General features: G+C 56.7%; 19 protein-coding genes. 10 read left to right on the top strand and 9 right to left on the bottom strand.

From position 1 onward, the window contains the following. Positions 1-57: 57 nt before the first annotated feature. A complete protein-coding gene (locus SK58_RS03740; protein ID WP_047733072.1) occupies positions 58-1,815 on the bottom strand; it encodes a DUF4153 domain-containing protein in 1,758 nt (585 codons plus the stop codon). Positions 1,816-2,191: 376 nt separating this feature from the next. On the opposite strand from SK58_RS03740, the gene pckA reads away from it, so the two are divergent. Beyond that, a complete protein-coding gene (gene pckA, locus SK58_RS03735; protein WP_048219394.1) occupies positions 2,192-3,808 on the top strand; it encodes a phosphoenolpyruvate carboxykinase (ATP) in 1,617 nt (538 codons plus the stop codon). 94 nt (positions 3,809-3,902) lie between these two features. On the opposite strand, the gene envZ is transcribed toward pckA, so the two are convergent. Next, positions 3,903-5,249 carry a two-component system sensor histidine kinase EnvZ gene (gene envZ / locus SK58_RS03730; RefSeq protein WP_003861615.1) on the bottom strand — a complete coding sequence of 449 codons (1,347 nt, stop codon included), beginning with the start codon at positions 5,247-5,249 and terminating at the stop codon, positions 3,903-3,905. Continuing rightward, entirely contained in the window at positions 5,246-5,965 is a 720-nt protein-coding gene (gene ompR / locus SK58_RS03725) for an osmolarity response regulator transcription factor OmpR (protein WP_001157751.1), read from the bottom strand. The genes envZ and ompR overlap by 4 nt, the downstream gene beginning before the upstream one ends. Before the next feature lie 228 nt (positions 5,966-6,193). Between ompR and greB the strand changes: the two genes are divergently transcribed. The 5 genes from greB to feoC all read left to right on the top strand — a co-directional run bounded on the left by greB (position 6,194) and on the right by feoC (position 12,229). Further along, positions 6,194-6,667 carry a transcription elongation factor GreB gene (gene greB, locus SK58_RS03720; protein WP_017384149.1) on the top strand — a complete coding sequence of 158 codons (474 nt, stop codon included), beginning with the start codon at positions 6,194-6,196 and terminating at the stop codon, positions 6,665-6,667. Positions 6,668-6,754: 87 nt separating this feature from the next. Then, positions 6,755-9,085 (top strand): Tex family protein, encoded by a 2,331-nt coding sequence (locus tag SK58_RS03715; RefSeq protein ID WP_015571440.1) that lies wholly within the window; start codon positions 6,755-6,757, stop codon positions 9,083-9,085. A 319-nt stretch (positions 9,086-9,404) separates the two neighbouring features. Further along, complete coding sequence (gene feoA, locus SK58_RS03710) at positions 9,405-9,632, top strand: ferrous iron transporter A (RefSeq protein ID WP_015571441.1); 228 nt, start codon at positions 9,405-9,407, stop codon at positions 9,630-9,632. A 30-nt stretch (positions 9,633-9,662) separates the two neighbouring features. Next, positions 9,663-11,981: a Fe(2+) transporter permease subunit FeoB gene (feoB, locus tag SK58_RS03705; RefSeq protein WP_015571442.1), complete on the top strand. Its 2,319-nt coding sequence runs from the start codon at positions 9,663-9,665 to the stop codon at positions 11,979-11,981. A gap of 11 nt (positions 11,982-11,992) precedes the next feature. Continuing rightward, positions 11,993-12,229: a [Fe-S]-dependent transcriptional repressor FeoC gene (gene feoC / locus SK58_RS03700; protein ID WP_017384148.1), complete on the top strand. Its 237-nt coding sequence runs from the start codon at positions 11,993-11,995 to the stop codon at positions 12,227-12,229. Here the strand turns inward: feoC and bioH are convergent. Then, complete coding sequence (gene bioH / locus SK58_RS03695; protein WP_048219392.1) at positions 12,204-12,986, bottom strand: pimeloyl-ACP methyl ester esterase BioH; 783 nt, start codon at positions 12,984-12,986, stop codon at positions 12,204-12,206. The two genes, feoC and bioH, sit on opposite strands and share 26 nt — an antisense overlap. A gap of 36 nt (positions 12,987-13,022) precedes the next feature. Between bioH and gntX the strand changes: the two genes are divergently transcribed. From gntX to gntT, 3 genes are all read left to right on the top strand, one after another. Then, the gene (gene gntX / locus SK58_RS03690) at positions 13,023-13,703 is read left to right on the top strand and encodes a DNA utilization protein GntX (protein ID WP_045348073.1); all 681 of its coding nucleotides are present in this window, start codon (positions 13,023-13,025) and stop codon (positions 13,701-13,703) included. Between the two features lie 61 nt (positions 13,704-13,764). Then, positions 13,765-14,340 (top strand): Fe-S biogenesis protein NfuA, encoded by a 576-nt coding sequence (gene nfuA / locus SK58_RS03685; protein ID WP_003861601.1) that lies wholly within the window; start codon positions 13,765-13,767, stop codon positions 14,338-14,340. Positions 14,341-14,645: 305 nt separating this feature from the next. After that, on the top strand, positions 14,646-15,962 hold the full coding sequence (gene gntT, locus SK58_RS03680; protein ID WP_047728578.1) for a gluconate transporter: 1,317 nt from the start codon (positions 14,646-14,648) through the stop codon (positions 15,960-15,962). Between the two features lie 111 nt (positions 15,963-16,073). Here gntT and malQ read toward each other — a convergent pair whose 3' ends face one another. Together malQ and malP are read right to left on the bottom strand one after the other, a co-directional pair. Then, positions 16,074-18,152: a 4-alpha-glucanotransferase gene (gene malQ, locus SK58_RS03675; RefSeq protein ID WP_017384144.1), complete on the bottom strand. Its 2,079-nt coding sequence runs from the start codon at positions 18,150-18,152 to the stop codon at positions 16,074-16,076. Between the two features lie 9 nt (positions 18,153-18,161). Further along, positions 18,162-20,555, bottom strand: a complete 2,394-nt coding sequence (gene malP, locus SK58_RS03670) for a maltodextrin phosphorylase (RefSeq protein WP_017384143.1) — start codon at positions 20,553-20,555, stop codon at positions 18,162-18,164. A gap of 572 nt (positions 20,556-21,127) precedes the next feature. Between malP and malT the strand changes: the two genes are divergently transcribed. Further along, the gene (gene malT, locus SK58_RS03665; RefSeq protein ID WP_015571449.1) at positions 21,128-23,833 is read left to right on the top strand and encodes an HTH-type transcriptional regulator MalT; all 2,706 of its coding nucleotides are present in this window, start codon (positions 21,128-21,130) and stop codon (positions 23,831-23,833) included. A gap of 98 nt (positions 23,834-23,931) precedes the next feature. Here malT and SK58_RS03660 read toward each other — a convergent pair whose 3' ends face one another. The 3 genes from SK58_RS03660 to glpE are packed head-to-tail and all read right to left on the bottom strand — an operon-like array spanning position 23,932 to position 25,917. After that, positions 23,932-24,690, bottom strand: a complete 759-nt coding sequence (locus SK58_RS03660) for a DeoR/GlpR family transcriptional regulator (RefSeq protein ID WP_017384141.1) — start codon at positions 24,688-24,690, stop codon at positions 23,932-23,934. A 16-nt stretch (positions 24,691-24,706) separates the two neighbouring features. Further along, on the bottom strand, positions 24,707-25,537 hold the full coding sequence (gene glpG, locus SK58_RS03655; protein WP_015571451.1) for a rhomboid family intramembrane serine protease GlpG: 831 nt from the start codon (positions 25,535-25,537) through the stop codon (positions 24,707-24,709). Between the two features lie 47 nt (positions 25,538-25,584). Next, positions 25,585-25,917 carry a thiosulfate sulfurtransferase GlpE gene (glpE, locus tag SK58_RS03650; protein WP_048219390.1) on the bottom strand — a complete coding sequence of 111 codons (333 nt, stop codon included), beginning with the start codon at positions 25,915-25,917 and terminating at the stop codon, positions 25,585-25,587. Positions 25,918-26,004 lie beyond the last annotated feature (87 nt).

Here is a 26,004-nt window from a genome sequence, read left to right as displayed (position 1 = left end):
GATATGATTGCTAATTGTAGGCCGGGTAAGCGTAGCGCCACCCGGCAAGAAAAAGCACTAACGCCACTGCGCATTATTGTAACTGTCGTAACTCATATCGACACGCTCCCCAAAAATCTCAATATCCGCCCAGGGTTTCACGACAGATTTCACTTTCCTCTGCCTTAATGCGCGGTCAAGTTCTTCTCTGGTCAATGCCTCCGGCATTTTCCACGCGTCCCCGGCGATCCTCCAGCCCGTGTTGGTTTGTGTGTAAGCCACGATAGTGCGATCGGTAAATTGAAATAGCACGGCTTCCGGCTTGCCGTCGCTGTTAAGATCCAGCGGCATGAGTAAACAGTTACTCTGGGCGCTATCGCAGCTCTCAAAGCGATACTGATTGCTGAGCATGGCTTGCCACAATGCCTTATCAGGACGAGCCATTCCCGGTGCGAGCTGGATCTGTTTTTCCAGCATCACGGCGGTCATCTTACCTGCTCCGCCAGCGTTCCCGGAGAGAAGACCATTTATTTCACGCTGGCGTTTTGGGTTTGAGATAAACTGTGGATCATTTTGCAGCATTTGCATCGCCTCTCGCCCCTTTCGTCCGGTATTGCTGAGCATATACAGGCTTACCTGGTCTGCGTTTATTCTGCCATCCTGATAACGCGCCATATGGCTTTCAACGCTGATACGCCAGGGATCAAGCACCGGTGTATGGACCAACACCAGGAAGATCAGCGCCAGTAATCCGGTAGCCGGAGTGATATGAGCCTGGAGCCTTTGTGGATCCCGACGGTAAAAAAGTACGCTAAGACAGAATCCTACCGTCCAGACCAGCGCCACTATCGTAATCAGCACACCGTACAGACGCTCCGGTGACCAGCCATACTGTGCGATGCGCAGCCAGAGCGCCCAGCCCGCCAGGACGGGATACGCAGGAGCGATAATCACGGCAAGATGAATCATTCCTCGCAGGGGAGAGAAGTAAGGCAGCTTTTGACGTTGTGGGTGCCATACGACAGTCACCAGCAATAACAGCAACAGCGCCAGCGTCGTCAGTAAGCCCGCAGCCGAGATCCGTGCTGAAACAGCCTCTAAGCCAACGAAGGGCAATATGCCTATAAAGAGCAGCGCCAGCGCAGCCATCAGTGGAAGCAAACCTGTCGCGATAAGCGTAAGGAGATTTTGCAATGCCAGAATCAGCCGAACCTGCATACGCGCAAGTACTGCCGCGCTGACTGAAACCACGCCAATCGCCACTGAAATAAACCAGTCAGAATTAAAGAAAAGCCGATCAAAAAAAGAGATGCCAATGAGTTTAAAAAGCTCAGCCCAGAGGAAAAGCACCAGCCAGAACAGCCCATTCGAGACAAAAACAAGAAGAAATGTCAGCGCGTTATGCCAGTTTTTATCGTTGAAATCGCGGTAGAAAGCGTCCGTCGGTGCGGTTTCAAGGCGTCGCTGAAGCCATGGCAACAGGAGAAGCGTCATCAGGAGCAGATGAAAACCGAAAAGGAGCACCGCATTTCTGGTATCCCAGTTATCCAGCCCCGCAACGCTCCACTTAAGCCAGCCGCCCATCCCCGCGACTGCCGCGCCAATCATCCCGAGTGACAGCCACAATAATGGCTTTCTGAATGACGTCATGGCAAGCGACAACGTGGTTGTCATTACCACGGTGGCAGGTACTACACACATCAGCCACAGCGTATCCGATGGCAATTTTGCGTACTCGATATACCACGTGATTACATAGCAAATTACGCCCTGTAAAGCCCCCGCCAGCACGACGGCTACGCGCGTTGAAGGGGATAACGTCTCACGGTTTTCCATTTCTCATCCCTTGTTCATGAAAAATCTATTGTCTCATCAAAGCAAAACTCTGGCCCCCACCTCAAACTCTGAAAATAGCTGACCCAAGAGACCTGAATCGTTTTCCCAATGTAACCCTTACGTAATTTTCTTACATGTATGCGATTACATTCACATTCTTCTGGATAAATTCACCAGAGATTAACCTTTTAAGAACATTTTCCCCAACCAAAAAGCGATTCCTGCGATAATCTGCCCGCCCTGTGACTGGAGTCGCAGCGTTTTCCGTTAGTAAGGGTTTTGACCAGATACGTAAATCTATGAGCCCCGTCGCGGTTAACATCCCCAGAAAAACCCTACAATTTCAGGCAGTACATATTGGCTAAGGAGCAGTGATATGCGTGTTAATGGTTTAACCCCGCAAGATCTCAAGGCTTATGGTATTCACGACGTCCAGGAAGTGGTCTACAACCCCGATTACGATACGCTGTATCAGGAAGAGCTCAATCCGGCACTGGAAGGATACGAGCGCGGTGTGTTGACGAACCTTGGTGCTATCGCCGTCGATACGGGTATTTTTACCGGTCGTTCGCCGAAAGATAAGTATATCGTCCGAGACGACACCACCCGCGATACGCTGTGGTGGGCTGATAAGGGCAAAGGGAAGAACGATAACAAACCGCTCTCCCCGGAAACCTGGCAGCATCTGAAAGGACTTGTCACCCATCAGCTTTCCGGCAAGCGTCTGTTTATTATTGATGCGTTCTGCGGCGCTAACGCCGACACCCGTCTCTCCGTACGGTTCATTACTGAAGTGGCCTGGCAGGCGCATTTCGTGAAGAATATGTTCATTCGTCCGACCGATGAAGAACTGCAAGACTTCACCCCTGACTTTATCGTGATGAACGGCGCGAAATGCACCAACCCGCAGTGGAAAGAGCAGGGTCTGAACTCCGAAAACTTCATCGCCTTCAACCTGACCGAGCGTATCCAGCTGATCGGCGGTACCTGGTACGGCGGCGAAATGAAGAAAGGGATGTTCTCGGTCATGAACTACCTGCTGCCGTTGCGCGGTATCGCCTCCATGCACTGCTCGGCGAACGTCGGGGAAAAAGGCGATGTAGCAGTGTTCTTCGGCCTTTCCGGCACCGGTAAAACAACGCTGTCCACCGATCCAAAACGTCGTCTGATTGGCGACGATGAACACGGCTGGGATGATGACGGCGTGTTTAACTTTGAAGGCGGCTGCTACGCGAAGACCATTCGCCTGTCGGAAGAGGCAGAGCCGGATATCTACCACGCGATTCGCCGCGATGCGCTGCTGGAAAACGTCACCGTGCGTGCCGATGGTTCTATCGACTTCGACGATGCCTCGAAAACGGAAAACACCCGCGTCTCTTACCCGATCTACCACATCGAGAACATCGTCAAGCCGGTATCGAAGGCGGGTCATGCCACGAAGGTGATTTTCCTGACCGCGGATGCGTTCGGCGTGCTGCCACCGGTTTCCCGCCTGACCGCCAGCCAGACGCAGTACCATTTCCTCTCCGGCTTTACCGCTAAACTGGCGGGTACCGAGCGCGGTGTGACCGAGCCAACCCCAACCTTCTCCGCCTGCTTCGGCGCGGCGTTCCTGTCGCTGCACCCAACGCAGTACGCGGAAGTGCTGGTGAAACGCATGCAGGCATCCGGCGCCCAGGCGTACCTGGTGAACACCGGCTGGAACGGTACGGGCAAACGTATCTCCATCAAAGATACACGCGCCATCATCGACGCGATTCTGGATGGTTCGCTGGATAACGCTGAGACCTTTACGCTGCCGATGTTCGATCTGGCGATCCCAACAGCGCTGCCGGGCGTGGATACGCGTATCCTGGATCCGCGTAACACCTACGGTTCACCGGAACAGTGGCGTGAGAAGGCTAAATCGCTGGCGAAACTGTTTATCGAAAACTTCGAGAAGTATACCGACACCCCGGCCGGTGCTGCGCTGGTGAGTGCGGGACCAAGGTAAAAGCAAAAAGGCAACGAAAGTTGCCTTTTTTAATGTTTTCTCCCTCTCCCCGTGGGAGAGGGCCGGGGTGAGGGCATCAGGCCCCCCCCCTTTTTTAACTCTCTTTCACCTGCCCCCGTAAAACCGGCACCGGTAACCACGCACGAATGCTCAAACCGCCCCGCTCGCTGGTGCCAATTTCCAGCAGTCCGTTATGGTTATCAACAATACGCTGCACAATCGCCAGGCCTAAGCCGGTTCCGCTGGTGCTGCGCGCGCTGTCGCCGCGCACAAATGGCTGGAACAGGTGCTTACGCTGCTCAGGCTTAATGCCCGGACCATCGTCTTCCACCTGGAACCAGGCGCGGTTGAGTTCCGTACCGCTGCTGACTTTGATCCAGCCGTTGCCGTACCGCGCCGCGTTAACCACCATATTCGCCACCGCGCGTTTAATGGAGAGCGGGTGCATACGTACCTGAATCTCACCTGCCTGAAGGTCGGTCGCAATTTCACGTTCGTAGCCGCTTTCGGCGGCAACCACTTCGCCCAGAACCGCATTCAGATCCGCCATCTCCATCGGCATCTCCTGCCCGGTGCGCAGGTAGTCGATAAACTGCTCGATGATAGCGTTACACTCTTCGATATCCTTGTTGATGGACTCTGCAAGATAACCATCCTGCTCGCCCATCATCTCTGTTGCCAGCCGGATACGCGTCAGCGGGGTGCGAAGGTCATGGCTGACCCCCGCCATCAGCAGCGTACGGTCGTCCGCCAGCTGTTTAACGCCTGCCGCCATGTGGTTAAACGCACGCGTTACCGAGCGCACTTCCGATGCGCCATACTCACGTAGCGGCGGTGGGATAATACCTTTACCGACCTGCAATGCCGCATGCTCCAGGTCGACCAGCGGTCGGTTCTGGATACGAATAAACAGCCATGCGCCACCGATGGCCAGCAGCATGATCGCCAGGGTGTATCGGAACAGCGGCGAGAAGTCGCCCTGATGAATCTCGGTGAGCGGAACGCGCACCCAGATGTTGGGTGACAGCCAGGTTTTCAGCCAGACAACCGGCGAGCTTTTATTGACCTCAACGCGCACTTCCGTCGGGCCGCCAAGCTGCTGCGCCATCTGCTGGCTAAGGAATTCATAGTGCTGCGCCCAGCGCAGGCCGGCATCTTCCGCCGCTTCGTTCGAGTAGAGAGAAATGCCCAGCTCACGGTAGATTTCCCGACGGAACGCCGGGGGAACAACCAACTGCGTGCCGTCCTCCAGTTGCAGTTTGTCGGTCATCAGCATACGCACTTCGTATGCCAGCACCTTATTAAACTGCTGAAGGCTCGGCAGGATTGCAAAGTTCAGCACCACCAGGTAGGTCGTCACCAGGCTGACAAACAGCAGGGTGACGATCAATAACAGCGTGCGGGCAAACGAACTTCGCGGCGAGAAGCGCATTCGCCTCATGCTTTAGAGCCGTCCGGAACAAACACGTAGCCTAGACCCCACACGGTCTGAATATAACGAGGATGCGCCGGATCTTCTTCCACCATGCGGCGCAGACGAGAGATCTGCACGTCGATAGAACGCTCCATCGCGGAGTATTCACGACCACGCGCCAGGTTCATCAGCTTGTCACGGGAGAGCGGCTCACGCGGGTGACTGACCAGCGCTTTCAGCACCGCGAACTCGCCGCTGGTGAGCGGCATTGGCTCATCTTCACGGAACATTTCACGGGTGCCGAGGTTCAGCTTGAACTTACCGAATGCAATGACGGCCTCTTCCTGAGATGGCGCGCCCGGCAGCTCGTTCGCCTGACGACGCAGCACGGCGCGAATACGCGCCAGCAGTTCACGCGGGTTAAACGGCTTTGGAATGTAGTCATCAGCGCCAATCTCAAGGCCGACAATGCGGTCAACTTCTTCACCCTTCGCCGTCACCATGATGATCGGCATCGGGTTGCTCTGGCTGCGCAGACGGCGGCAAATAGAGAGCCCGTCTTCGCCAGGCAGCATCAGGTCCAACACCATCAGGTGGAAAGATTCACGCGTCAGCAGACGATCCATCTGTTCCGCGTTCGCGACGCTACGAACCTGGAAGCCCTGCTCGGTCAGATAACGTTCCAGCAGCGCACGCAGGCGCATGTCGTCATCTACGACCAGAATTTTGTAGTTCTCTTGCATTGTGTGTACTCCCAAAGGTTCGGATAAGCCTGGAACAGCGTATTCTAAAAAAGTGCACGGGTTCGACCAGCAAATTCTGGTATAAATTCTAGACGAAATTGTTACAAAGCATATTTAACAGCAGCTTATCTGTTCATTTCATCACATAAATCATTATTAATCTTGTCTGTTACACTGTGCGCTACGTATTGTGCGCAAAGACAGTTAACCGGCATTAAAGGCTGCACCATGAAAACGCCTCTGATCACCCGTGAAGGGTACGAGAAACTCAAAAAAGAGATGGATTACCTGTGGCGCGAAGAGCGTCCGGAAGTGACCAAAAAAGTCACCTGGGCAGCAAGCCTGGGCGACCGCAGCGAGAATGCGGACTACCAGTACAATAAAAAGCGGCTGCGCGAAATCGATCGCCGGGTACGCTACCTGACGAAGTGCCTCGAGAATCTCAAAATTGTCGATTATTCCCCGCAGCAGGAAGGTAAAGTCTTCTTCGGCGCGTGGGTCGAAATTGAAAACGACAGCGGCGACACCCTGCGTTTTCGTATCGTCGGCTACGATGAAATTTTCGGTCGTAAGGATTACATTTCTATCGACTCACCCATGGCCCGCGCCCTGCTGAAAAAAGAGGTAGGCGATTTAGCCGTTGTCCAGACGCCTGCGGGTGAAGCAAGCTGGTACGTCAACGAAATCGAGTATGTTAAATAGTCCGAGAGCGCCCTCCCCGGCTGGCATTTTTTGGTGTCAGCCCGTATAACTATCCCCCTGATTTTCGATCCACAAGATGAACTGACCATGATGAAAGAGTCGCTCTGCCGCATTATTGCGGGTGAACTTCAGGCCAGAGCCGAACAGGTAGAAGCTGCCGTTCGCCTGCTTGATGAAGGGAACACCGTGCCGTTTATTGCACGTTATCGTAAGGAAGTCACCGGCGGTCTGGATGACACGCAGCTGCGAAACCTGGAGACCCGTCTGGGCTATCTTCGCGAGCTGGAAGACCGACGTCAGGCGATCCTCAAATCTATCGGCGAGCAGGGCAAGCTGACCAGTGACCTGGAAAAAGCCATTAACGGTACCCTGAGTAAAACCGAGCTCGAAGACCTCTATCTGCCGTACAAACCGAAGCGCCGCACGCGCGGGCAAATTGCGATCGAAGCCGGCCTTGAGCCACTGGCCGATCTGCTGTGGAACGAACCGTCCCACGATCCGGAAACCGAAGCCGCCAAATTTATCGACGCCGATAAAGGCGTAGCAGACACCAAAGCCGCGCTGGACGGCGCGCGCTACATTCTGATGGAGCGCTTCGCCGAAGACGCGGCGCTGCTGGCCAAAGTGCGTGATTACCTGTGGAAGAACGCGCATATCGTCTCCACCGTGGTGTCCGGCAAAGAGGAAGAAGGCGCGAAATTCCGCGACTACTTCGATCACCACGAACCCATTTCTACCGCGCCGTCTCACCGCGCGCTGGCGATGTTCCGCGGCCGTAACGAAGGCGTGCTGCAACTCTCCCTGAATGCCGATCCACAGTTTGACGAGCCGCCAAAAGAGAGCCACTGCGAGCAGATCATTATCGACCATCTGGGCCTGCGCCTGAACAACGCCCCGGCGGACAGCTGGCGCAAAGGCGTGGTGAGCTGGACCTGGCGCATCAAGGTGCTGATGCACCTCGAAACCGAGCTGATGGGCACCGTGCGCGAGCGCGCCGAAGACGAAGCGATCAACGTCTTCGCCCGTAACCTGCACGACCTGCTGATGGCGGCGCCAGCTGGCCTGCGCGCCACCATGGGTCTCGATCCGGGTCTGCGTACCGGCGTGAAGGTGGCCGTGGTTGACGGCACCGGCAAGCTGGTTGCCACCGACACCATTTACCCGCACACCGGCCAGGCAGCGAAAGCGGCTGTCGTCGTCGCCGCGCTGTGCGAGAAGTACAACGTTGAGCTGGTTGCCATCGGTAACGGTACGGCGTCCCGAGAAACTGAACGTTTCTATCTCGACGTGCAGAAGCAGTTCCCGAAAGTGACGGCGCAGAAAGTGATCGTCAGTGAAGCGGGGGCATCTGTCTATTCCGCATCGGAACTGGCAGCGCAGGAGTTCCCGGATCTGGACGTTTCCCTGCGCGGCGCGGTCTCTATCGCCCGTCGTTTGCAGGATCCGCTGGCGGAGCTGGTGAAGATTGACCCGAAATCCATCGGCGTGGGCCAGTATCAGCACGACGTGAGCCAGACGCAGCTGGCGCGTAAGCTGGATGCGGTAGTGGAAGACTGCGTTAACGCCGTCGGCGTGGACCTGAACACCGCTTCCGTTCCCCTGCTGACCCGCGTGGCGGGCCTGACCCGTATGATGGCGCAGAATATCGTCGCCTGGCGTGATGAGAACGGTCAGTTCCAGAACCGCCAGCAGTTGCTGAAGGTGAGCCGTCTGGGGCCGAAAGCGTTTGAGCAGTGTGCGGGCTTCCTGCGCATCAACCACGGCGATAACCCGCTGGATGCCTCTACCGTTCACCCGGAAGCGTACCCTGTTGTTGAGCGCATCCTGGCCGCCACCCGGCAAGCGCTGAAAGACCTGATGGGCGACAGCAGCGCGCTGCGTAACCTGAAAGCGGTGGATTTCACCGACGAACAGTTCGGCGTGCCGACGGTCACTGACATCATCAAAGAGCTGGAAAAACCGGGCCGCGATCCGCGCCCTGAGTTTAAAACCGCGACCTTTGCTGAGGGCGTAGAAACCATGAACGACCTGCTGCCGGGCATGGTGCTGGAGGGGGCGGTAACCAACGTCACCAACTTTGGCGCGTTTGTGGATATCGGCGTACATCAGGATGGTCTGGTGCATATCTCTTCCCTCGCCGACAAGTTCGTTGAAGATCCGCACACCGTGGTCAAAGCGGGCGACATCGTGAAGGTGAAAGTGCTGGAAGTGGATCTCCAGCGCAAGCGTATTGCCCTGACCATGCGTCTGGACGAGCAGCCGGGCGACACTAACGCGCGCCGTGGCGGTAATGGCGGTGGCCGTGAACAGCAGCGTCCGGCAGCGAAAGCCGCGAAGCCACGCGGACGTGACGCACAGCCGGCGGGCAACAGCGCGATGATGGATGCGCTGGCAGCGGCGATGGGTAAGAAACGCTAATGCTGTAAATGCCCGGTGGCGCGACGCTTACCGGGCCTACGGTTTTGTAGGCCGGGCAAACGCAGTGCCGCCCGGCAAGCAGGCCGCAGGGAATTAAAATAAATATGTTGTATCCATATTTAAACCACGAATTATCACCTCATTAACAAATAGCCCTCTTTTTATTTTCACCTCAATTTCGAAAATATTGAGCAAGGTCAAGCAGACCGCAAATTAATACGATTAACAACATCCCGTCACATTTTTATTATTGCTGATAAAAACTATTCTCATTATCATCGCAGTGTAGATTATTTAACCTATCGTGGAATCAGGCGCTATGCAATTCACTCCAGACAGTGCGTGGAAAATTATCGGTTTTACCCGTGAGATAAGCCCGGCCTATCGGCAGAAGCTCCTGTCACTGGGCATGCTACCCGGCTCATCATTCCAGGTTGTGCGCGTTGCGCCGTTGGGCGATCCAGTTCATATCGAAACCCGACGCGTTAATCTGGTTCTGCGTAAAAAAGATCTCGCATTAATTGAAATTGAATCTTTATCCCGTTAACAAGCCAGCGGTTTCAGTGAGTCTACTACAATGAAAAAATTAACTATTGGCTTAATTGGCAATCCTAATTCCGGCAAGACAACCTTATTTAATCAGTTAACTGGCGCACGCCAGCGTGTGGGAAATTGGGCAGGCGTGACGGTTGAACGCAAAGAAGGCCAGTTCACCACGACAGATAATCAGGTCACGCTGGTTGATTTACCGGGGACCTATTCCCTCACCACGATTTCATCCCAGACCTCTCTCGATGAGCAAATTGCCTGCCACTATATTCTGAGCGGCGACGCGGATCTGCTTATCAACGTGGTGGATGCCTCCAACCTCGAACGAAATCTGTATCTCACGTTACAGCTGCTGGAGCTGGGTATTCCCTGTATCGTGGCGCTTAACATGCTCGACATCGCGGAGAAGCAAAAGCTGCGCATCGACGTCGATGCCCTCTCCGCCCGTCTGGGCTGCCCGGTGGTTCCGCTGGTTTCCACCCGCGCTCGCGGCATTGACGCCCTGAAGCTGGCGATAGACCGCCACACGGGCAATGCCGACGTCGAACTGGTGCACTACGCCCAGCCGCTGCTGCGCGAAGCCGGGCAGCTGGCGCAGGAGATGGACAACAGCATGCCCGCCAGACAACGTCTGTGGCTTGGCCTGCAAATGCTGGAAGGCGATATCTACAGCCGCGCCTACGCAGGCGATGCGGCGGATAAGCTGGATGTCGCACAGGCTCGCCTGAGCGACGAGCTGGACGATCCCGCTCTGCACATTGCGGATGCGCGCTATCAGGCCATCGCCGCTATCTGTGACGTGGTCAGCAATGCATTAACCGCTGAACCCAGCCGCTTCACCGCCGCCGTGGATAAGATTGTGCTCAACCGTTTCCTTGGTTTGCCGATCTTTTTACTGGTGATGTACGTGATGTTCCTGCTCGCCATTAACATCGGCGGTGCATTGCAACCTATCTTTGATGGCGGCTCTGTCGCTATCTTCGTGCACGGTATTCAGTGGCTGGGCTACACCCTCCACTTCCCTGAATGGTTGACCATCTTCCTTGCGCAGGGGATCGGCGGCGGGATCAACACCGTCCTGCCGCTGGTGCCGCAGATCGGCATGATGTACCTGTTCCTCTCCTTCCTTGAGGATTCCGGTTACATGGCGCGCGCCGCCTTCGTGATGGACCGCCTGATGCAGGCGCTGGGGCTGCCGGGCAAATCCTTCGTGCCGCTGATTGTCGGCTTTGGCTGTAACGTGCCGTCAGTCATGGGCGCGCGTACGCTGGATGCCCCGCGCGAACGCCTGATGACCATCATGATGGCGCCGTTCATGTCCTGCGGCGCGCGGCTGGCGATCTTCGCGGTCTTTGCCGCGGCGTTCTTTGGTCAGGAAGGAGCGCTGGCCGTCTTTTCCCTGTATGTGCTGGGTATCGTGATGGCTATTCTCACCGGCCTGATGCTGAAGCACACCATCATGCGTGGCGAAGCGTCGCCGTTCGTGATGGAACTGCCGGTTTATCACGTTCCGCATCTGAAAAGCCTGATTATTCAGACATGGCAGCGCCTGAAGGGCTTCGTTCTGCGCGCCGGTAAGGTGATTGTGGTGGTCAGCATTTTCCTGAGCGCCCTGAACAGCTTCACTCTGAGCGGCCAGGCCGCGGACAACATTAATGACTCTGCCCTGGCCTCCGTCAGCCGGATCATTACGCCGGTCTTCAAACCGATTGGCGTTCAGGAAGACAACTGGCAGGCAACCGTGGGCCTGTTCACCGGCGCGATGGCAAAAGAGGTGGTTGTCGGCACCCTGAACACGCTTTACACCGCGGAAAACATCCAGGAAGAGGAGTTTAATCCGGCAGCGTTCAACCTCGGCGATGAACTGCTTGGCGCGGTGGAAGAGACCTGGCAGAGCCTGAAAGACACCTTCAGCCTGAGCGTACTGGCGAACCCGATTGAAGCCAGCAAAGGCGACGGCGAAATGGCGACCGGAGCAATGGGCGTGATGGGCCAGAAATTTGGCAGCGCGTCGGCGGCCTACAGCTACCTGATCTTCGTCCTGCTCTATATTCCGTGCATCTCGGTCATGGGCGCCATTGCCCGTGAGTCCAGCCGCGGCTGGATGGGCTTCTCCATCCTGTGGGGGCTGAACATTGCCTACTCGCTGGCGACCGTGTTTTATCAGGCCGTCAATTACAGCCAGCATCCGCGCTACAGCCTGGTCTGTATCCTCGCGGTGATCCTGTTTAACGTAATGGTGATTGGCCTGCTGCGCCGGGCGCGTAGCCGCGTTGACGTAAACCTGCTGGCGACGCGTAAAACCCCGACGACGTGCTGTAGTAGCCCTGCGGGCGACTGTCACTGAGGGGAAAAAAGATGGCATCGTTGATTCAGGTTCGTGACTTACTGGCGTTACAGGGACGAATGGAGGCGAAGCAGCTCAGCCTCAGCCTGCATACGCCGCAGCCGATGATCGATGCCATGCTGGAAAGGCTGGAGGCCATGGGGAAAGCCGTGCGCATTCAGGAAGAGCCGGACGGTTGTCTGTCCGGCAGTTGTAAGAGTTGTCCTGAAGGTAAAGCCTGTCTCAGGGAGTGGTGGACGCTTCGCTGATAAAACCGGACAGCGCCGAACAAAACTCAGCAGGATGAGAGATGAACGGCGCATGTGCCGCTTTGGCAACCACCATTGATTTACTCTCCGGCCACAGCGCATCCAGCAGCGGAACCACCTTGCGCGGAACCAGTCCATCCAGATAGCCATAAATACGCAGATGCGGCACCGTTAACGACGCCAGCGGCTCGCGCAGATCGGCCGTTTTCAGGATTTCCAGCCCTCCGTTCAGCACCTCAACCTCCGGCATCGGCAGAGAAAGCACCGTCTGCTTCAGCGTCCGCGCATCCTGACGGGCGGTTTCTGTTCCCATCGTCTGTAATGCCAGGAAACGCTCCACCGTCCGCTGGAAGTCTTCGCTCAGCTGATGCTGGAACCCGGCCAGCACCTCAGGTTTGATGCCCGGCCACGCCTCGCGGGCGCTGAAACAGGGTGATGAGGCCACGGTCACCAGCGCCTGGACCCGTGCAGGATGGTGCAGCGCAATCTGGCTTGCCACCAGCCCGCCCAGGCTCCAGCCGAGCCAGACGGCTTTTTGCGGCGCCGCTTCCAGAACCTGCTCCGCCATGTCGTCGAGCGTCATCGCGCCGTAGCCGTGGCTGCGGCCATAGCCCGGTAGATCCACCAGGTGTACCGTGAATTGCGAGGCCAGTTCCTCACTTATGCAACGCCACACTTCGGCGTTCAGTCCCCATCCGTGCAGCAGCACAAGATGACAATTTCCCGTCCCAACGGTCTGCCACCACAGCGTCTTCATCAGTTAACATTCTCTTTTTTCACATGGAGGTTGCGTATGCTAACAGTGCCCGGCTTGTGCTGGCTATGCCGAATGCCACTTGCGATGAGCGCGTGGGGCGTCTGTTCCGTTTGCACGCGAGCGCTGGGTTACCTGAAGGGCTGTCCGCAATGCGGCTTGCCTGCCGTAAGCCAGACGCTCCCCTGCGGCCGTTGCCTGAAAAAAGCGCCGCCGTGGAGCGCGCTGGTGGCGGTGGATGATTACGTTTTGCCGCTGAGTCGTCTGGTTCAGACGTTTAAGTTTTCCAGCCAGACTGCACTGGCGCAGCCCCTGGCACGCCTGTTGTTACTGGCGGTATTACAGGCGCGAAGAACGCGCGGGCTGCCGCCGGTCGACACGCTTGTGAACGTGCCACTGTTTCAGCGTCGGCACTGGCGGCGGGGATACAATCAGAGCGACCTGCTGTGCCGTCCGCTCGCCCACTGGCTGGGTTGCCGGTACCCAGCCTCTGCGCTGAAACGTACTCATGCCACTGCCGTTCAGCACCGGCTCAACGCCCGGTCGCGCAAAAGGAACCTGAAAAACGCCTTTCGCCTTGAATTGCCGGTCAACGGCCTCCATATCGCGATTGTGGATGATGTCGTCACCACGGGCAGTACCGTGGCTGAACTTTCCCGACTGCTTTTGCAAAGCGGCGCCGCGTCAGTTCAGGTATGGTGTCTGTGCCGTACCTTGTAGCCCTTCTTCAATGGGCGTATGATTATACCCAGGTAATTTAGTCAACTATTAGGCCAAAGCTATGATCCGTATTTCCGATTCTGCACAAGCGCACTTTGCCAAACTGCTGGCAAATCAGGAAGAAGGGACGCAGATCCGCGTGTTTGTGATCAATCCAGGCACTCCGAATGCAGAATGTGGTGTCTCTTATTGTCCTCCGGATGCTGTGGAAGCAACTGACACTGCCCTTAAATTTGAACAGCTCACCGCGTACGTTGATGAGCTGAGCGCGCCGTATCTTGAAGATGCGGAGATTGATTTCGTCACTGACCAGCTGGGTTCTCAGCTGACGCTGAAGGCGCCAAACGCGAAGATGCGTAAAGTCTCTGACGATGCCCCGCTGATGGAGCGTGTGGAATATCTGCTGCAATCGCAGATCAACCCGCAGCTGGCCGGCCACGGGGGACGTGTTTCCCTGATGGAAATCACCGAAGATGGTCTGGCGATCCTGCAATTCGGCGGCGGCTGTAACGGCTGCTCCATGGTTGATGTAACCCTGAAAGAAGGGATCGAGAAGCAGCTGCTGAACGAATTCCCGGAACTGAAAGGCGTGCGCGATCTGACCGAGCACCAGCGCGGCGAGCACTCTTACTACTGATTCAGTACCCGTCTGTATTGCCCGGTGGCGCTGCGCTTACCGGGCCTACTTTTTCTTGCCTCCCCCTCTGTATGTTGACCTGCGTCTCATAATTTAAATTTTACCTGCCTGGGTGATTCTCAATCACATCATGTTACCCGTATCATTCTCGTGGGCACTCAACACCCTTATAACAGCCGACTAAACTTAACGTTTTCGCAGGCATCAGTATGAGTGCCGTTAACACTCTGTTCCCAGTTGGGACAACCGGAATTTGTCGTTGAAACAATGACGTTACCCATAACAATTCAAAGGCCAGGTCAATCATGCCATTAGTCATCGTCGCTATCGGTGTTGTGTTATTACTGCTCTTGATGATCCGCTTCAAAATGAACGGATTTATCGCTCTGGTTCTGGTGGCACTTGCAGTCGGTCTGATGCAGGGAATGCCGCTGGTTAAAGTTATCAGCTCCATTAAAGCCGGTGTCGGCGGTACGCTCGGCAGCCTGGCGCTGATCATGGGCTTCGGCGCCATGCTCGGTAAAATGCTCGCGGACTGCGGTGGCGCACAGCGTATTGCCACCACGCTGATCGACAAATTTGGTAAGAAGAACATTCAATGGGCGGTGGTTTTAACCGGTTTTACCGTCGGTTTCGCGCTGTTCTATGAAGTGGGCTTCGTGCTGATGCTGCCGCTGGTGTTCACCATCGCCGCTGCCGCCAACATCCCGCTGCTGTTCGTGGGTGTGCCGATGGCTGCGGCGCTGTCCGTCACCCACGGTTTCCTGCCGCCGCACCCGGGCCCAACGGCTATCGCCACCATCTTCCATGCCGATATGGGTAAAACCCTGCTGTTTGGTACGATTCTGGCGATCCCGACGGTGATTCTGGCAGGCCCGGTGTATGCGCGCTTCCTGAAAGGCATTGATAAGCCTATCCCGGAAGGGCTGTATAGCGCCAAAACCTTTACTGAAGAAGAGATGCCAGGCTTTGGCGTCAGCGTCTGGACCTCACTGGTACCGGTGATCCTGATGGCGATGCGTGCCATAGCAGAGATGGTTCTGCCGAAAGGTCACGCGTTCCTGTCCGTTGCGGAGTTCCTGGGCGACCCGGTGATGGCGACGCTGATTGCGGTCCTGATCGCCATGTTCACCTTCGGTCTTAACCGTGGCCGTTCCATGGATCAGATCAACGACACGCTGACTTCTTCCATCAAAATCATTGCCATGATGCTGCTGATCATCGGCGGTGGCGGCGCGTTCAAGCAGGTGCTGGTCGACAGCGGCGTGGATAAATACATCGCGGCCATGATGCATGAAACCAACGTCTCCCCGCTGCTGATGGCATGGTCTATTGCCGCGGTGTTGCGTATCGCGCTGGGCTCTGCGACCGTTGCGGCGATTACCGCGGGCGGTATCGTTGCGCCGCTGATTGCGACCACGGGCGTCAGCCCTGAGCTGATGGTTATCGCGGTTGGTTCCGGGAGCGTGATTTTCTCCCACGTGAACGATCCGGGCTTCTGGCTGTTCAAGGAGTACTTCAACCTGACCATCGGTGAAACCATCAAGTCCTGGTCCGCGCTGGAAACCATCATTTCGGTGTGCGGTCTGATCGGGGTGCTGCTGTTGAATATGGTGGTTTGATGTATTAAGTCGGGTGGCGGCTATGCCTTACCCGACCTACTTAATGCACGTAGGCCCGGTAAGCGTTAGCGCCACCGGGCAATAAAAAACCCGCCACTGGCGGGTTTTTTATCACTTCTTCGCGGCTGCTTTTCGCCGTTTATCCAAATCCTTAATCAACCTGTTCACCCCGTCATCGGCAAACATCGCTTCAAGCGTTGTGGACAGCTTGCGACGCCAGTTTTTGTACTGATAGCTGGTGCCGGGGATGTTTACCGGCTCCGCCATATCAATCCAGTCTTCCGGTTGCAGACCGAGCAACGCGCTGTTGCTGTCGGCAATATAGCGCTGTAAGCCACGGTTAAGCGTTGGCGTCATCGACATCAGCGACGCCTTATGCCCGGCGCGCTTCGGCAGACAGCCATGCTTATGCAGCGCATCCAGCAGCCCCTGCTTCGCCAGCTCGCGATCCTGATACAGCCCACGCAGAACCTCTTCATCCGGGTAGAGACCCAGCGTTTTGCCGAGCGTCAGGTCGCCGCTTTCCCAGTAGCCTCTGAGCGTAGGAAGATCATGCGTCGTCGCGACTGCCATTGACTGTTCAGGGTACGCTTTCGGCGCGCGGAAGGTTTTCTCATGGTCGTTTTCAAAATAGAGCACTTTGTAGGAGTAAACCCCGCTGTCGCGGAGCTTGCTGACAATTTCCACCGGCACGGTACCGAGATCTTCGCCAATCACCATGCACTGATGACGTTTACTCTCCAGCGCGAGGATTGAGAGCAGATCGTCCACCGGATACTGCACGTACGCCCCGTGGTCAGCCGTTTCACCGTACGGGATCCACCACAGGCGCAGCACGGACATCACGTGGTCGATACGCAACGCACCGCAGTTCTTCATGTTAGCGCGCAGCAGGTCGATAAACGGCTCGTAGGCACGCGCCGCCATCACGTGCGGATCCATCGGCGGTAAGCCCCAGTTCTGACCAAGCGGGCCCAGAATATCCGGCGGCGCCCCCACAGAAGCTTTCAGGCAGTAAAGTTCACGGTCACACCAGGTTTCCGCCCCGCCTTCCGCCACGCCGACGGCCAGATCGCGATACAACCCGATCGGCATGTTATAGCCCTGGCTCACCTGCCAGCAGGCGGCAAACTGGCTGTACGCCAGCCACTGCAACCAGAGATAGAAATCCACCTCGTCGGCATGCGTCTCACAGAATGCCTTCACTTCCGGGGTATCAACGGACTGATAGGCTTCCGGCCACACCGGCCAGCCCCAGCGCATCTCGTCCTCCTGAACCTGATACGCATGCAGCGCATCAAACGCTGCCTGCCAGTAAAGGCTCTCGCCTTCCTGCATCACAAACTGGCGAAAGGCTGCCATCTGCTCGTCGTCACGCTTCGCAAAGCCCTTCCAGGCCAGACGCAGAGCCGCCATTTTCAGCGCGGTAACGGAGGCGTAATCAACCCAGTCCGCATCGCGGGCTTGTTTCAGCAGCTGTTGCGTGGTTTCAAGCTTCCACCACGCCTGCGCCTCTTTGCTGTTTTTGAAATCGTCTAACGCGTTAACGTCGATGTAAATCACGTTCAGCCAGCGACGGGAAGACGGGCTGTACGGGCTGGCGCTTTCCGGATTCGCCGGATAGAGGGCGTGGATCGGGTTGAGGCCGATGAACGCGCCGCCGCGCTCACCAACAGATGCCAGCATCTTTTTCAGGTCGCCGAAATCGCCAATGCCCCAGTTGCTGTCCGAACGCAGGGTATAGAGCTGCACGCAGGCGCCCCACAGCTTTTTGCCTTCACGCAGCGCCTGCGGCTCATAGCAGCGCTTTGGCGCCACAATCACCCGACAGTGAAAACGCTGGTCGTCCCGGGTAAGCGTAAGCGTGTGGTAGCCCTCCGGCAGCTTCGCCGGAAGGTTAAGGGTTTTGCCGCCGGTGGCATGGCCTTTGTGCTGATGCCCCTCTTCGGTGGTGAGCAGCCAGCTGAACTCGCCGCGCCCTTCCACCGCCAGCGGCATCTTTTTGCCCGCGGTAAAGACCTTGACGTTCGGCACCGGCGCACCCGACGCTTTCGCGTCGGTTTTGTGCATGGCATCCAGCAAACGTCTTTTGGTGTCCGCACCAATAGACTGCGGTTTGCCGTGCGCATTGATGTAACTGAGGCTAATTCCCGCCGCCTGCGCGGCACTGTCCAGACGTTTACTCTCCATCGCGCTTCCTTAGCGTTTTGCCTGCCAGATACGAGCCTGATAATCACGGATTGAGCGGTCAGAGCTGAACATACCGCAGCGCGCGGTGTTCAGGATACACGCGCGGGTCCAGGCATCCTGGTCGCGATACAGCACGTCGACCTGCTTCTGCGCTTCAACGTAAGCCGAGAAGTCAGCCATCACCAGGTACGGGTCGCCGCCCTGTTTGTCCATGCTGTGCAGCATCTGGTCAAACGCGTGCTTGTCGCCGTCGCTGTACTTCCCGCTTTCCAGCTCTTTGAGCACCGCATCCAGCACTTTGTCTTTTTTACGCCATTTCACCGGGTCGTACCCTTTGGCTTTGATGGCTTTCACTTCTTCAACAGTATGGCCGAAGATAAAGATGTTCTCTTCGCCGACCTTCTCGGCAATTTCGACGTTCGCACCGTCCAGCGTGCCGACGGTCAGCGCGCCGTTCAGGGCCAGCTTCATGTTGCCGGTACCGGACGCTTCTTTACCGGCGGTAGAGATCTGCTCGGAAATATCCGCCGCCGGGATCAGCATTTCAGCCGCAGAAACGCAGTAGTCCGGCAGGAACACCACCTTCAGCTTGTCGCCCACTTTCGGATCGCTATTGATCGCCGCCGCCACTTTATTAATGGCAAGGATAATGTTTTTCGCCAGGTAGTAGCCCGGCGCCGCTTTCGCACCGAACAGGAACACGCGCGGGACGCGGTCGGCCTGCGGGTTCTCGCGGATCTCTTTGTACAGCGCCAGAATGTGCAGCAGATTCAGGTGCTGGCGTTTGTACTCGTGCAGGCGTTTGATCTGGATGTCGAAAATCGCGTTCGGGTTGATCTCAATCCCGGTACGCACTTTCACGAACGCCGCCAGGCGAACCTTGTTCTCCAGCTTGATCGCGCGGTACTGCTCGCGGAACTTCGCGTTGTCGGCCTGTTTTTCCAGGTTGATGAGCTGGTCCAGGTCGTTGGCCCACTCTTTCTTCAGGGTCTTGTCCAGCAGACCGGCCAGCAGCGGGTTGCACTGCTTGATCCAGCGGCGCGGCGTGATGCCGTTGGTCACGTTATGGAACTTAGTCGGCCACAGCTGGTGGTATTCCGGGAAGAGATCTTTCACCACCAGATCCGAGTGCAGCGCGGCCACGCCGTTCACCGCAAAGCCGCTGACCACGCACATGTTCGCCATGCGCACCTGCTTGTCGTGCACAACGGCCAGCTTCGCCCAGACGGCCTTATCGCCCGGCCAGGTTTTCTCCACCAGCGTTTTGAACTGGTCGTTAATCTTGTTGATGATCTGCATATGGCGCGGCAGCAGCGTTTTCACCAGCTTCTCATCCCAGCACTCGAGCGCTTCCGGCATCAGGGTGTGGTTGGTGTAGGCGAAGGTGCGGCTGGTGATGGCCCAGGCGTCGTCCCAGCTCAGCTGATGCTCGTCGATCAGCACGCGCAGCAGTTCCGGGATGGCAATGGTCGGATGCGTGTCGTTAAGCTGAATAACTTCGAAGTCCGGCAGCTGAGCCAGCTTGCGGCCCGCCAGGTGGTGGCGACGCAGAATGTCCGCCACGGAGCAGGCGCACTGGAAGTACTGCTGCATCAGACGCAGCTTTTTACCCGCCAGATGATTATCGTTCGGGTAGAGGACTTTGGTCAGCTTCTCGGCGTCGATCCCCTGCTGCTCGGCGCGCAGGAAATCACCGTCGTTGAATTTGGTCAGGTTAAACGGATGCGCGTGTTTCGCCTGCCACAGGCGCAGCGGCTGCGCCACGCCGTTACGGTAGCCGAGTACCGGCAGGTCCCAGGCTTCACCGGTAATGGTGAACGCCGGTTCCCAGAGCCCCTGCTTTGTGACTTTCCCGCCAATCCCGACCTGCACATCCAGCTGCGCGTTGTGGCGGAACCACGGATAGGTATTGCGGTGCCAGTCATCCGGCGCTTCCATCTGATGGCCATCGGCAAATGACTGACGAAACAGGCCGTACTGATAGTTCAGGCCATAGCCAATCGCCGACTGGCCCACGGTTGCCATGGAATCCAGGAAGCAGGCTGCCAGACGTCCCAGACCGCCGTTACCCAGCGCCGGATCAATCTCTTCTTCCAGCAGATCGGTCAGGTTGATGTCGTGTTCTTTCAGCACGTCACCGACCTCCTGATACCAGCCAAGGTTCAGCAGATTGTTACCCGTCAGACGGCCAATCAGGAACTCCATTGAAATGTAGTTGACGTGACGCTGGCCTTTCACGGGCTTCGTCACAGGCTGAGCGTCCAGCTGCTCTGCGAGCGCCCCGCTCACCGCCTGCCACCACTGGTGAGGCGTCATTTCGTTTGCAGCATGAAGGCCAAAACGCTGCCACTGACGCGTCAGGGCAGCCTGAAATTGAGCTTTGTTGAAAGTAGGCTGTGACATAGGGAATCGGCATCCTGTAGAGAGTAAAAACATTTAACGCTAGTGTGCCTGGCTCATTGTGCCTCTTCCTCCTCCTGTCGGGGATTAGACAGGGAGGAGTAGCGGGGATGAGCATAAAAGTGTGATCGAGGCCACTGTGTGAGTGTGCGCTTCGCTGAAAAAGCGATCCCGGAAGAGCGTCAAAGAAATGAAATGCAGTTTCGGAGGAAATTAATCATCGCTGAAATGATTACTTACGTAGAATAATATTTCCGCGCGTCGGGATTATTCAGCACCCCTATTAAGCCGATGCAACTTTCCCCGAAGTTAATTAACTTCAGCGTCATTATCTCTTTCTGAAACCAGTTTCAGCGCAACCGCGACTTATGCAGACAAGCCAGAAGCAGCGCGGCATCCAGCCATTTACGGAAAGTTCCATCAGTGATGAGAATGTTTTGTGACAGAGTGCAAATTCAGAGCCTCCAAACCCAGACATAACTTGCAATAGTTCCTCTATTGGCCGAACTTATAGATATTAATTACGAAGCGCAAAAAAAATAAATTCTCTCGTTCCCCACAGTGAAGTGAAAACTATGTTGATTCCGTCCAAATTAAGTCGCCCGGTTCGTCTTGACCATACTGTGGTCCGCGAGCGCCTGCTGGCTAAACTTTCCGGTGCGCATAATTTCCGACTGGCGCTGGTTACGAGTCCTGCGGGTTATGGAAAAACAACGCTCATTTCGCAATGGGCGGCAGGTAAAAGCGATCTTGGCTGGTACTCCCTTGATGAAGGGGATAACCAGCAGGAGCGTTTTGCCAGCTATTTAATTGCCGCGATTCAGCAGGCAACCAACGGACACTGCGTCACCAGCGAGGTGATGGTGCAAAAGCGCCAGTACGCCAGCCTGTCCTCTCTTTTCTCCCAGCTGTTTATCGAGCTGGCCGAATGGCATCGCCCGCTGTATGTGGTGATTGATGATTATCATCTGATCACCAACCCGGTTATTCACGAGTCCATGCGTTTCTTCCTGCGCCATCAGCCGGAAAACCTGACGCTGGTTGTCCTGTCGCGTAACCTTCCGCAGTTGGGCATTGCCAACCTGCGCGTGCGCGATCAGCTGCTGGAAATCGGCAGTCAGCAGCTGGCCTTTACCCATCAGGAAGCGAAGCAGTTCTTTGACTGCCGCCTGACGTCTCCGATTGAGGCGTCGGAAAGCAGCCGCCTGTGCGATGACGTTGCCGGCTGGGCCACGGCGCTTCAGCTGATTGCCCTCTCCGCGCGGCAAAACAACAGCCCGACGCATCAGTCCGCACGCCGCCTGGCGGGCATCAACGCCAGCCACCTGTCGGATTATCTGGTGGATGAGGTACTCGACAGCGTTGACCTCTCCACCCGCCATTTCCTGCTGAAAAGCTCCCTGCTGCGTTCCATGAACGATGCGCTGATTGTACGCGTCACCGGCATTGAAAACGGGCAGCTTCAGCTCGAAGAGATTGAACGTCAGGGTCTGTTCCTGACGCGCATGGACGATCCCGGCGAATGGTTTAGCTACCATCCGCTGTTTGGCAGCTTCCTGCGCCAGCGTTGCCAGTGGGAACTGGCCGCAGAGCTGCCTGACATTCACCGCGCCGCCGCCGAAAGCTGGATGGCGCAAGGTTTCCCGAGCGAGGCTATCCACCATGCGCTGGCCGCCGGGGATGCCGGTATGCTGCGCGATATTCTGCTCAACCACGCGTGGGGACTGTTCAACCACAGTGAACTGACGCTGCTGGAAGAGTCGTTAAAAGCGCTGCCGTGGGAAAGCCTGCTGGAGAATCCGCGTCTGGTGCTGCTCCAGGCCTGGCTGATGCAGAGCCAGCATCGCTACAGCGAAGTGAACACCCTGCTGGCGCGCGCCGAACAGGAGATGGAAAGCGAGATGGATACCACCCTGCATGGCGAATTTAACGCCCTGCGTGCGCAGGTGGCGATTAACGACGGTGACCCTGAGGAAGCCGAACGGCTGGCGATGGTCGCGCTGGATGAGCTGCCGCTGGCGAATTTTTACAGCCGTATTGTCGCCACCTCGGTACACGGCGAAGTGCTGCACTGTAAGGGCGATCTCACGCGTTCGCTTTCACTCATGCAGCAAACCGAACAGATGGCGCGCCGCCACGATGTCTGGCATTACGCCCTCTGGAGCCTGATCCAGCAAAGCGAGATTTTATTTGCTCAGGGATTCCTGCAAGCCGCCTGGGAAAATCAGGAGAAAGCGTTCCAGCTGATCCGTGAACAACATCTGGAACAGCTGCCGATGCACGAGTTCCTGTTGCGTATTCGCGCTCAGCTGCTGTGGGCATGGTCGCGTCTGGATGAAGCAGAAAGCTGTGCCCGCCAGGGTCTGAATGTTCTTTCAAGCTTCCAGCCGCAGCAGCAGCTCCAGTGTCTGGCTCTGCTGGTGCAGTGCTCGCTGGCGCGCGGCGACCTGGATAATGCCCGCAACCATCTTAACCGCCTGGAAAACCTGCTCGGCAACGGGCAGTACCATAGCGACTGGGTATCCAACGCCGATAAGGTCCGGGTGATTTACTGGCAGATGACCGGCGATAAAAAGTCCGCCGCCAACTGGCTGCGTCATACGCCTAAACCGGAATTTGCCAATAACCACTTCCTGCAAAGCCAGTGGCGCAACATCGCTCGCGTGCAGATCCTGCTGGGTGACTTTGAGCCTGCCGAGATTGTGCTGGAAGAGTTAAACGAAAACGCCCGCAGCCTGCGCCTGATGAGCGATTTAAACCGCAACCTGCTGCTGTTAAACCAGCTTTACTGGCAGGCGGGCCGCAAAAACGATGCCCAGCGCGTACTGCTGGAAGCGTTACAGCTGGCGAACCGCACCGGGTTTATCAGCCACTTTGTGATTGAGGGTGAAGTGATGGCCCAGCAGCTGCGCCAGCTGATTCAGCTCAACACGCTGCCAGAACTCGATCAGCATCGCGCCCAGCGCATTCTGCGCGAGATTAACCAGCACCACCGCCACAAGTTTGCGCACTTCGATGAGAACTTTGTTGAACGTCTGCTGAACCATCCGGAAGTGCCGGAGCTTATCCGCACCAGCCCGCTCACCCAGCGTGAATGGCAGGTGCTGGGGCTGATCTATTCCGGCTACAGCAACGAGCAGATTGCCGGTGAGCTGGCGGTGGCGGCGACCACCATCAAAACGCACATTCGCAATCTGTATCAGAAGCTGGGCGTAGCGCACCGACAGGATGCGGTGCAGCATGCGCAGCAGCTGTTGAAGATGATGGGATATGGAGTGTAGATCCTCTGCGGTCTGATGCCCTCACCCCGGCCCTCTCCCACAGGGAGAGGGAGAAAATTTTGTAGGTCGGGTAAGCGCAGCGCCACCCGACACAACCGCTAGCACAATTCCAGCTGCAAATTGTTATCCTTAATTACCTGCATCACGCCCGCCGGTGGCATTACGTCGGTGTAAACCGCATCCACCATGCTGATGCTGCCCATGTTGACCATCGCGTTACGGCCAAATTTGGAGTGGTCCACCACCAGCATCACGTGACGTGAGTTTTCAATGATCGCGCGCTTGGTGCGCACCTCGTGGTAATCAAACTCCAGCAGCGAGCCGTCGCTGTCGATGCCGCTGATCCCCAGAATGCCGAAGTCGAGGCGGAACTGAGAGATAAAATCGAGCGTCGCTTCGCCGATAATGCCCCCGTCGCGGCTGCGCAGTTCGCCGCCCGCGAGGATGATGCGGAAATCGTCTTTCTGCATCAACGTGTTGGCCACGTTCAGGTTGTTGGTCACCACGCGCAGGTTCTCGTGGTTCAGCAGCGCATGGGCGACCGCTTCCGGCGTGGTGCCGATATCAATAAACAGCGTCGCGCCGTTCGGGATCTGGCTCGCCACTTTACGGGCGATACGCTCTTTCTCTGCCGTTTGCGTCGCCTTACGGTCATGCCATGAGGTGTTCACCGAGCTGGACGGCAGTGCGGCGCCGCCGTGGTGACGCAGAATACGGTTCTGATCGGCCAGGTCGTTGAGGTCACGACGGATGGTTTGCGGGCTGACGGCAAACTGCTCCACCAGCTCTTCAGTACTGACGTATCCCTGTTTTTTTACCAGTTCGATAATGGCGTCATGACGTTGTGTTTGTTTCATGAAATATCCCTGGGAATTATGTTCGTTTTCGCGCATGGAGCGTATCGGCCAGCGCCATCGCCAGCCCAACCGCCAGGCCGGTAACGTGCGCACCATTGGCGATAGACATACCAAACAGATCAAACCATCCGGCAATAAGCCATATTAACGCAAAGGTTATTAATCCACGTTGTAAATAGATGCCGCTATCCGGGTCGCGCTCGCCTCTGAGCCAGGCGTAACCCATCAGGGCGTACACCACGCCGGATAACCCGCCAAACCATGGACCGCTGAATTTGTGCTGCACGTAGCCGCTTAACAGGGCGCTGATAAGGGTGATCACAATCAGCTTGCCGCTGCCGAGCCGCTTCTCCACCGCCCCGCCGAGATACCACCACCACAGCAGGTTAAAGAGGATATGCATCACAGAGAAGTGCATCAGCGCATGCGTGAAGTAGCGCCAGACGTCAAATTGCAGGGAGGGATCGTACGGCCATGCGAGGGCAATCATCACGCTCTGGTCGCCCACCACGCTCATAATAATGAAGACGATGATGCAGGCTGCCATCAAAAGCAGCGTAAACGGCCCTGCGCGCTCGCGGAGGGTGGCGAGAAACGGAAAACGTTGATAGTGCAGGCCACTGCCGGTCTGGCCGGATTGCCAGCTTGCCGCCAGATAACGCGGGTCGCCCGGGTTTTCCAGAAAACGCGCAAGCTCGTCGTTCACGCGGCCGGCCTGGCTTTCGTCTGCCAGCCAGACATCCGTCTGTGTATGCTGCTGAATAGTCAGGATAATGCCCTGCGTCGCCATATAGTCGACAAACGCCTGGGCGACGCGCGGGTTGCTAAAAGAGGTGATCATCAACATGGGCAGCGGTCGCTTATTTCCACACAAAAGGGGACAGTATAGCGGGATCAGCGCTCAAACGCGTATTCAACTTCTGCCGGGAAATGACGATGCCAGGCATCGAAGCCGCCATCGACGCTGTATACCGCGTCGTAACCCTGCTGGAGCAGATACTGCGCCGCGCCTTTACTACTGTTGCCGTGATAGCACATCACCATCACCGGGGTATCGAAGTCGTTATCGCGCATAAACGCGCCCAGCGTGTCGTTGGTGAGATGGAACGCGCCCGGCGTGTGGCCCATCGCAAAGCTCTGCGGATCGCGGATATCCACCAGCACCGCTTGTCCCTGGTGCATCTTCTGATGGGCTTCTTCTACGTTAATACATTCAAACTGTTCCATGGTGTTCTCATCTTATATTCAGGTGTGGTGCGGTTTTCCCCTCACCCTACCCTCTCCCGGAGGGAGAGGGAAACGGATCACCCTCTC

Source organism: Enterobacter sp. BIDMC93, assembly GCF_001037805.1.
GTDB lineage: Bacteria > Pseudomonadota > Gammaproteobacteria > Enterobacterales > Enterobacteriaceae > Enterobacter > Enterobacter hormaechei_C.
This window is presented reverse-complemented; position numbering and strand designations above follow the sequence as displayed.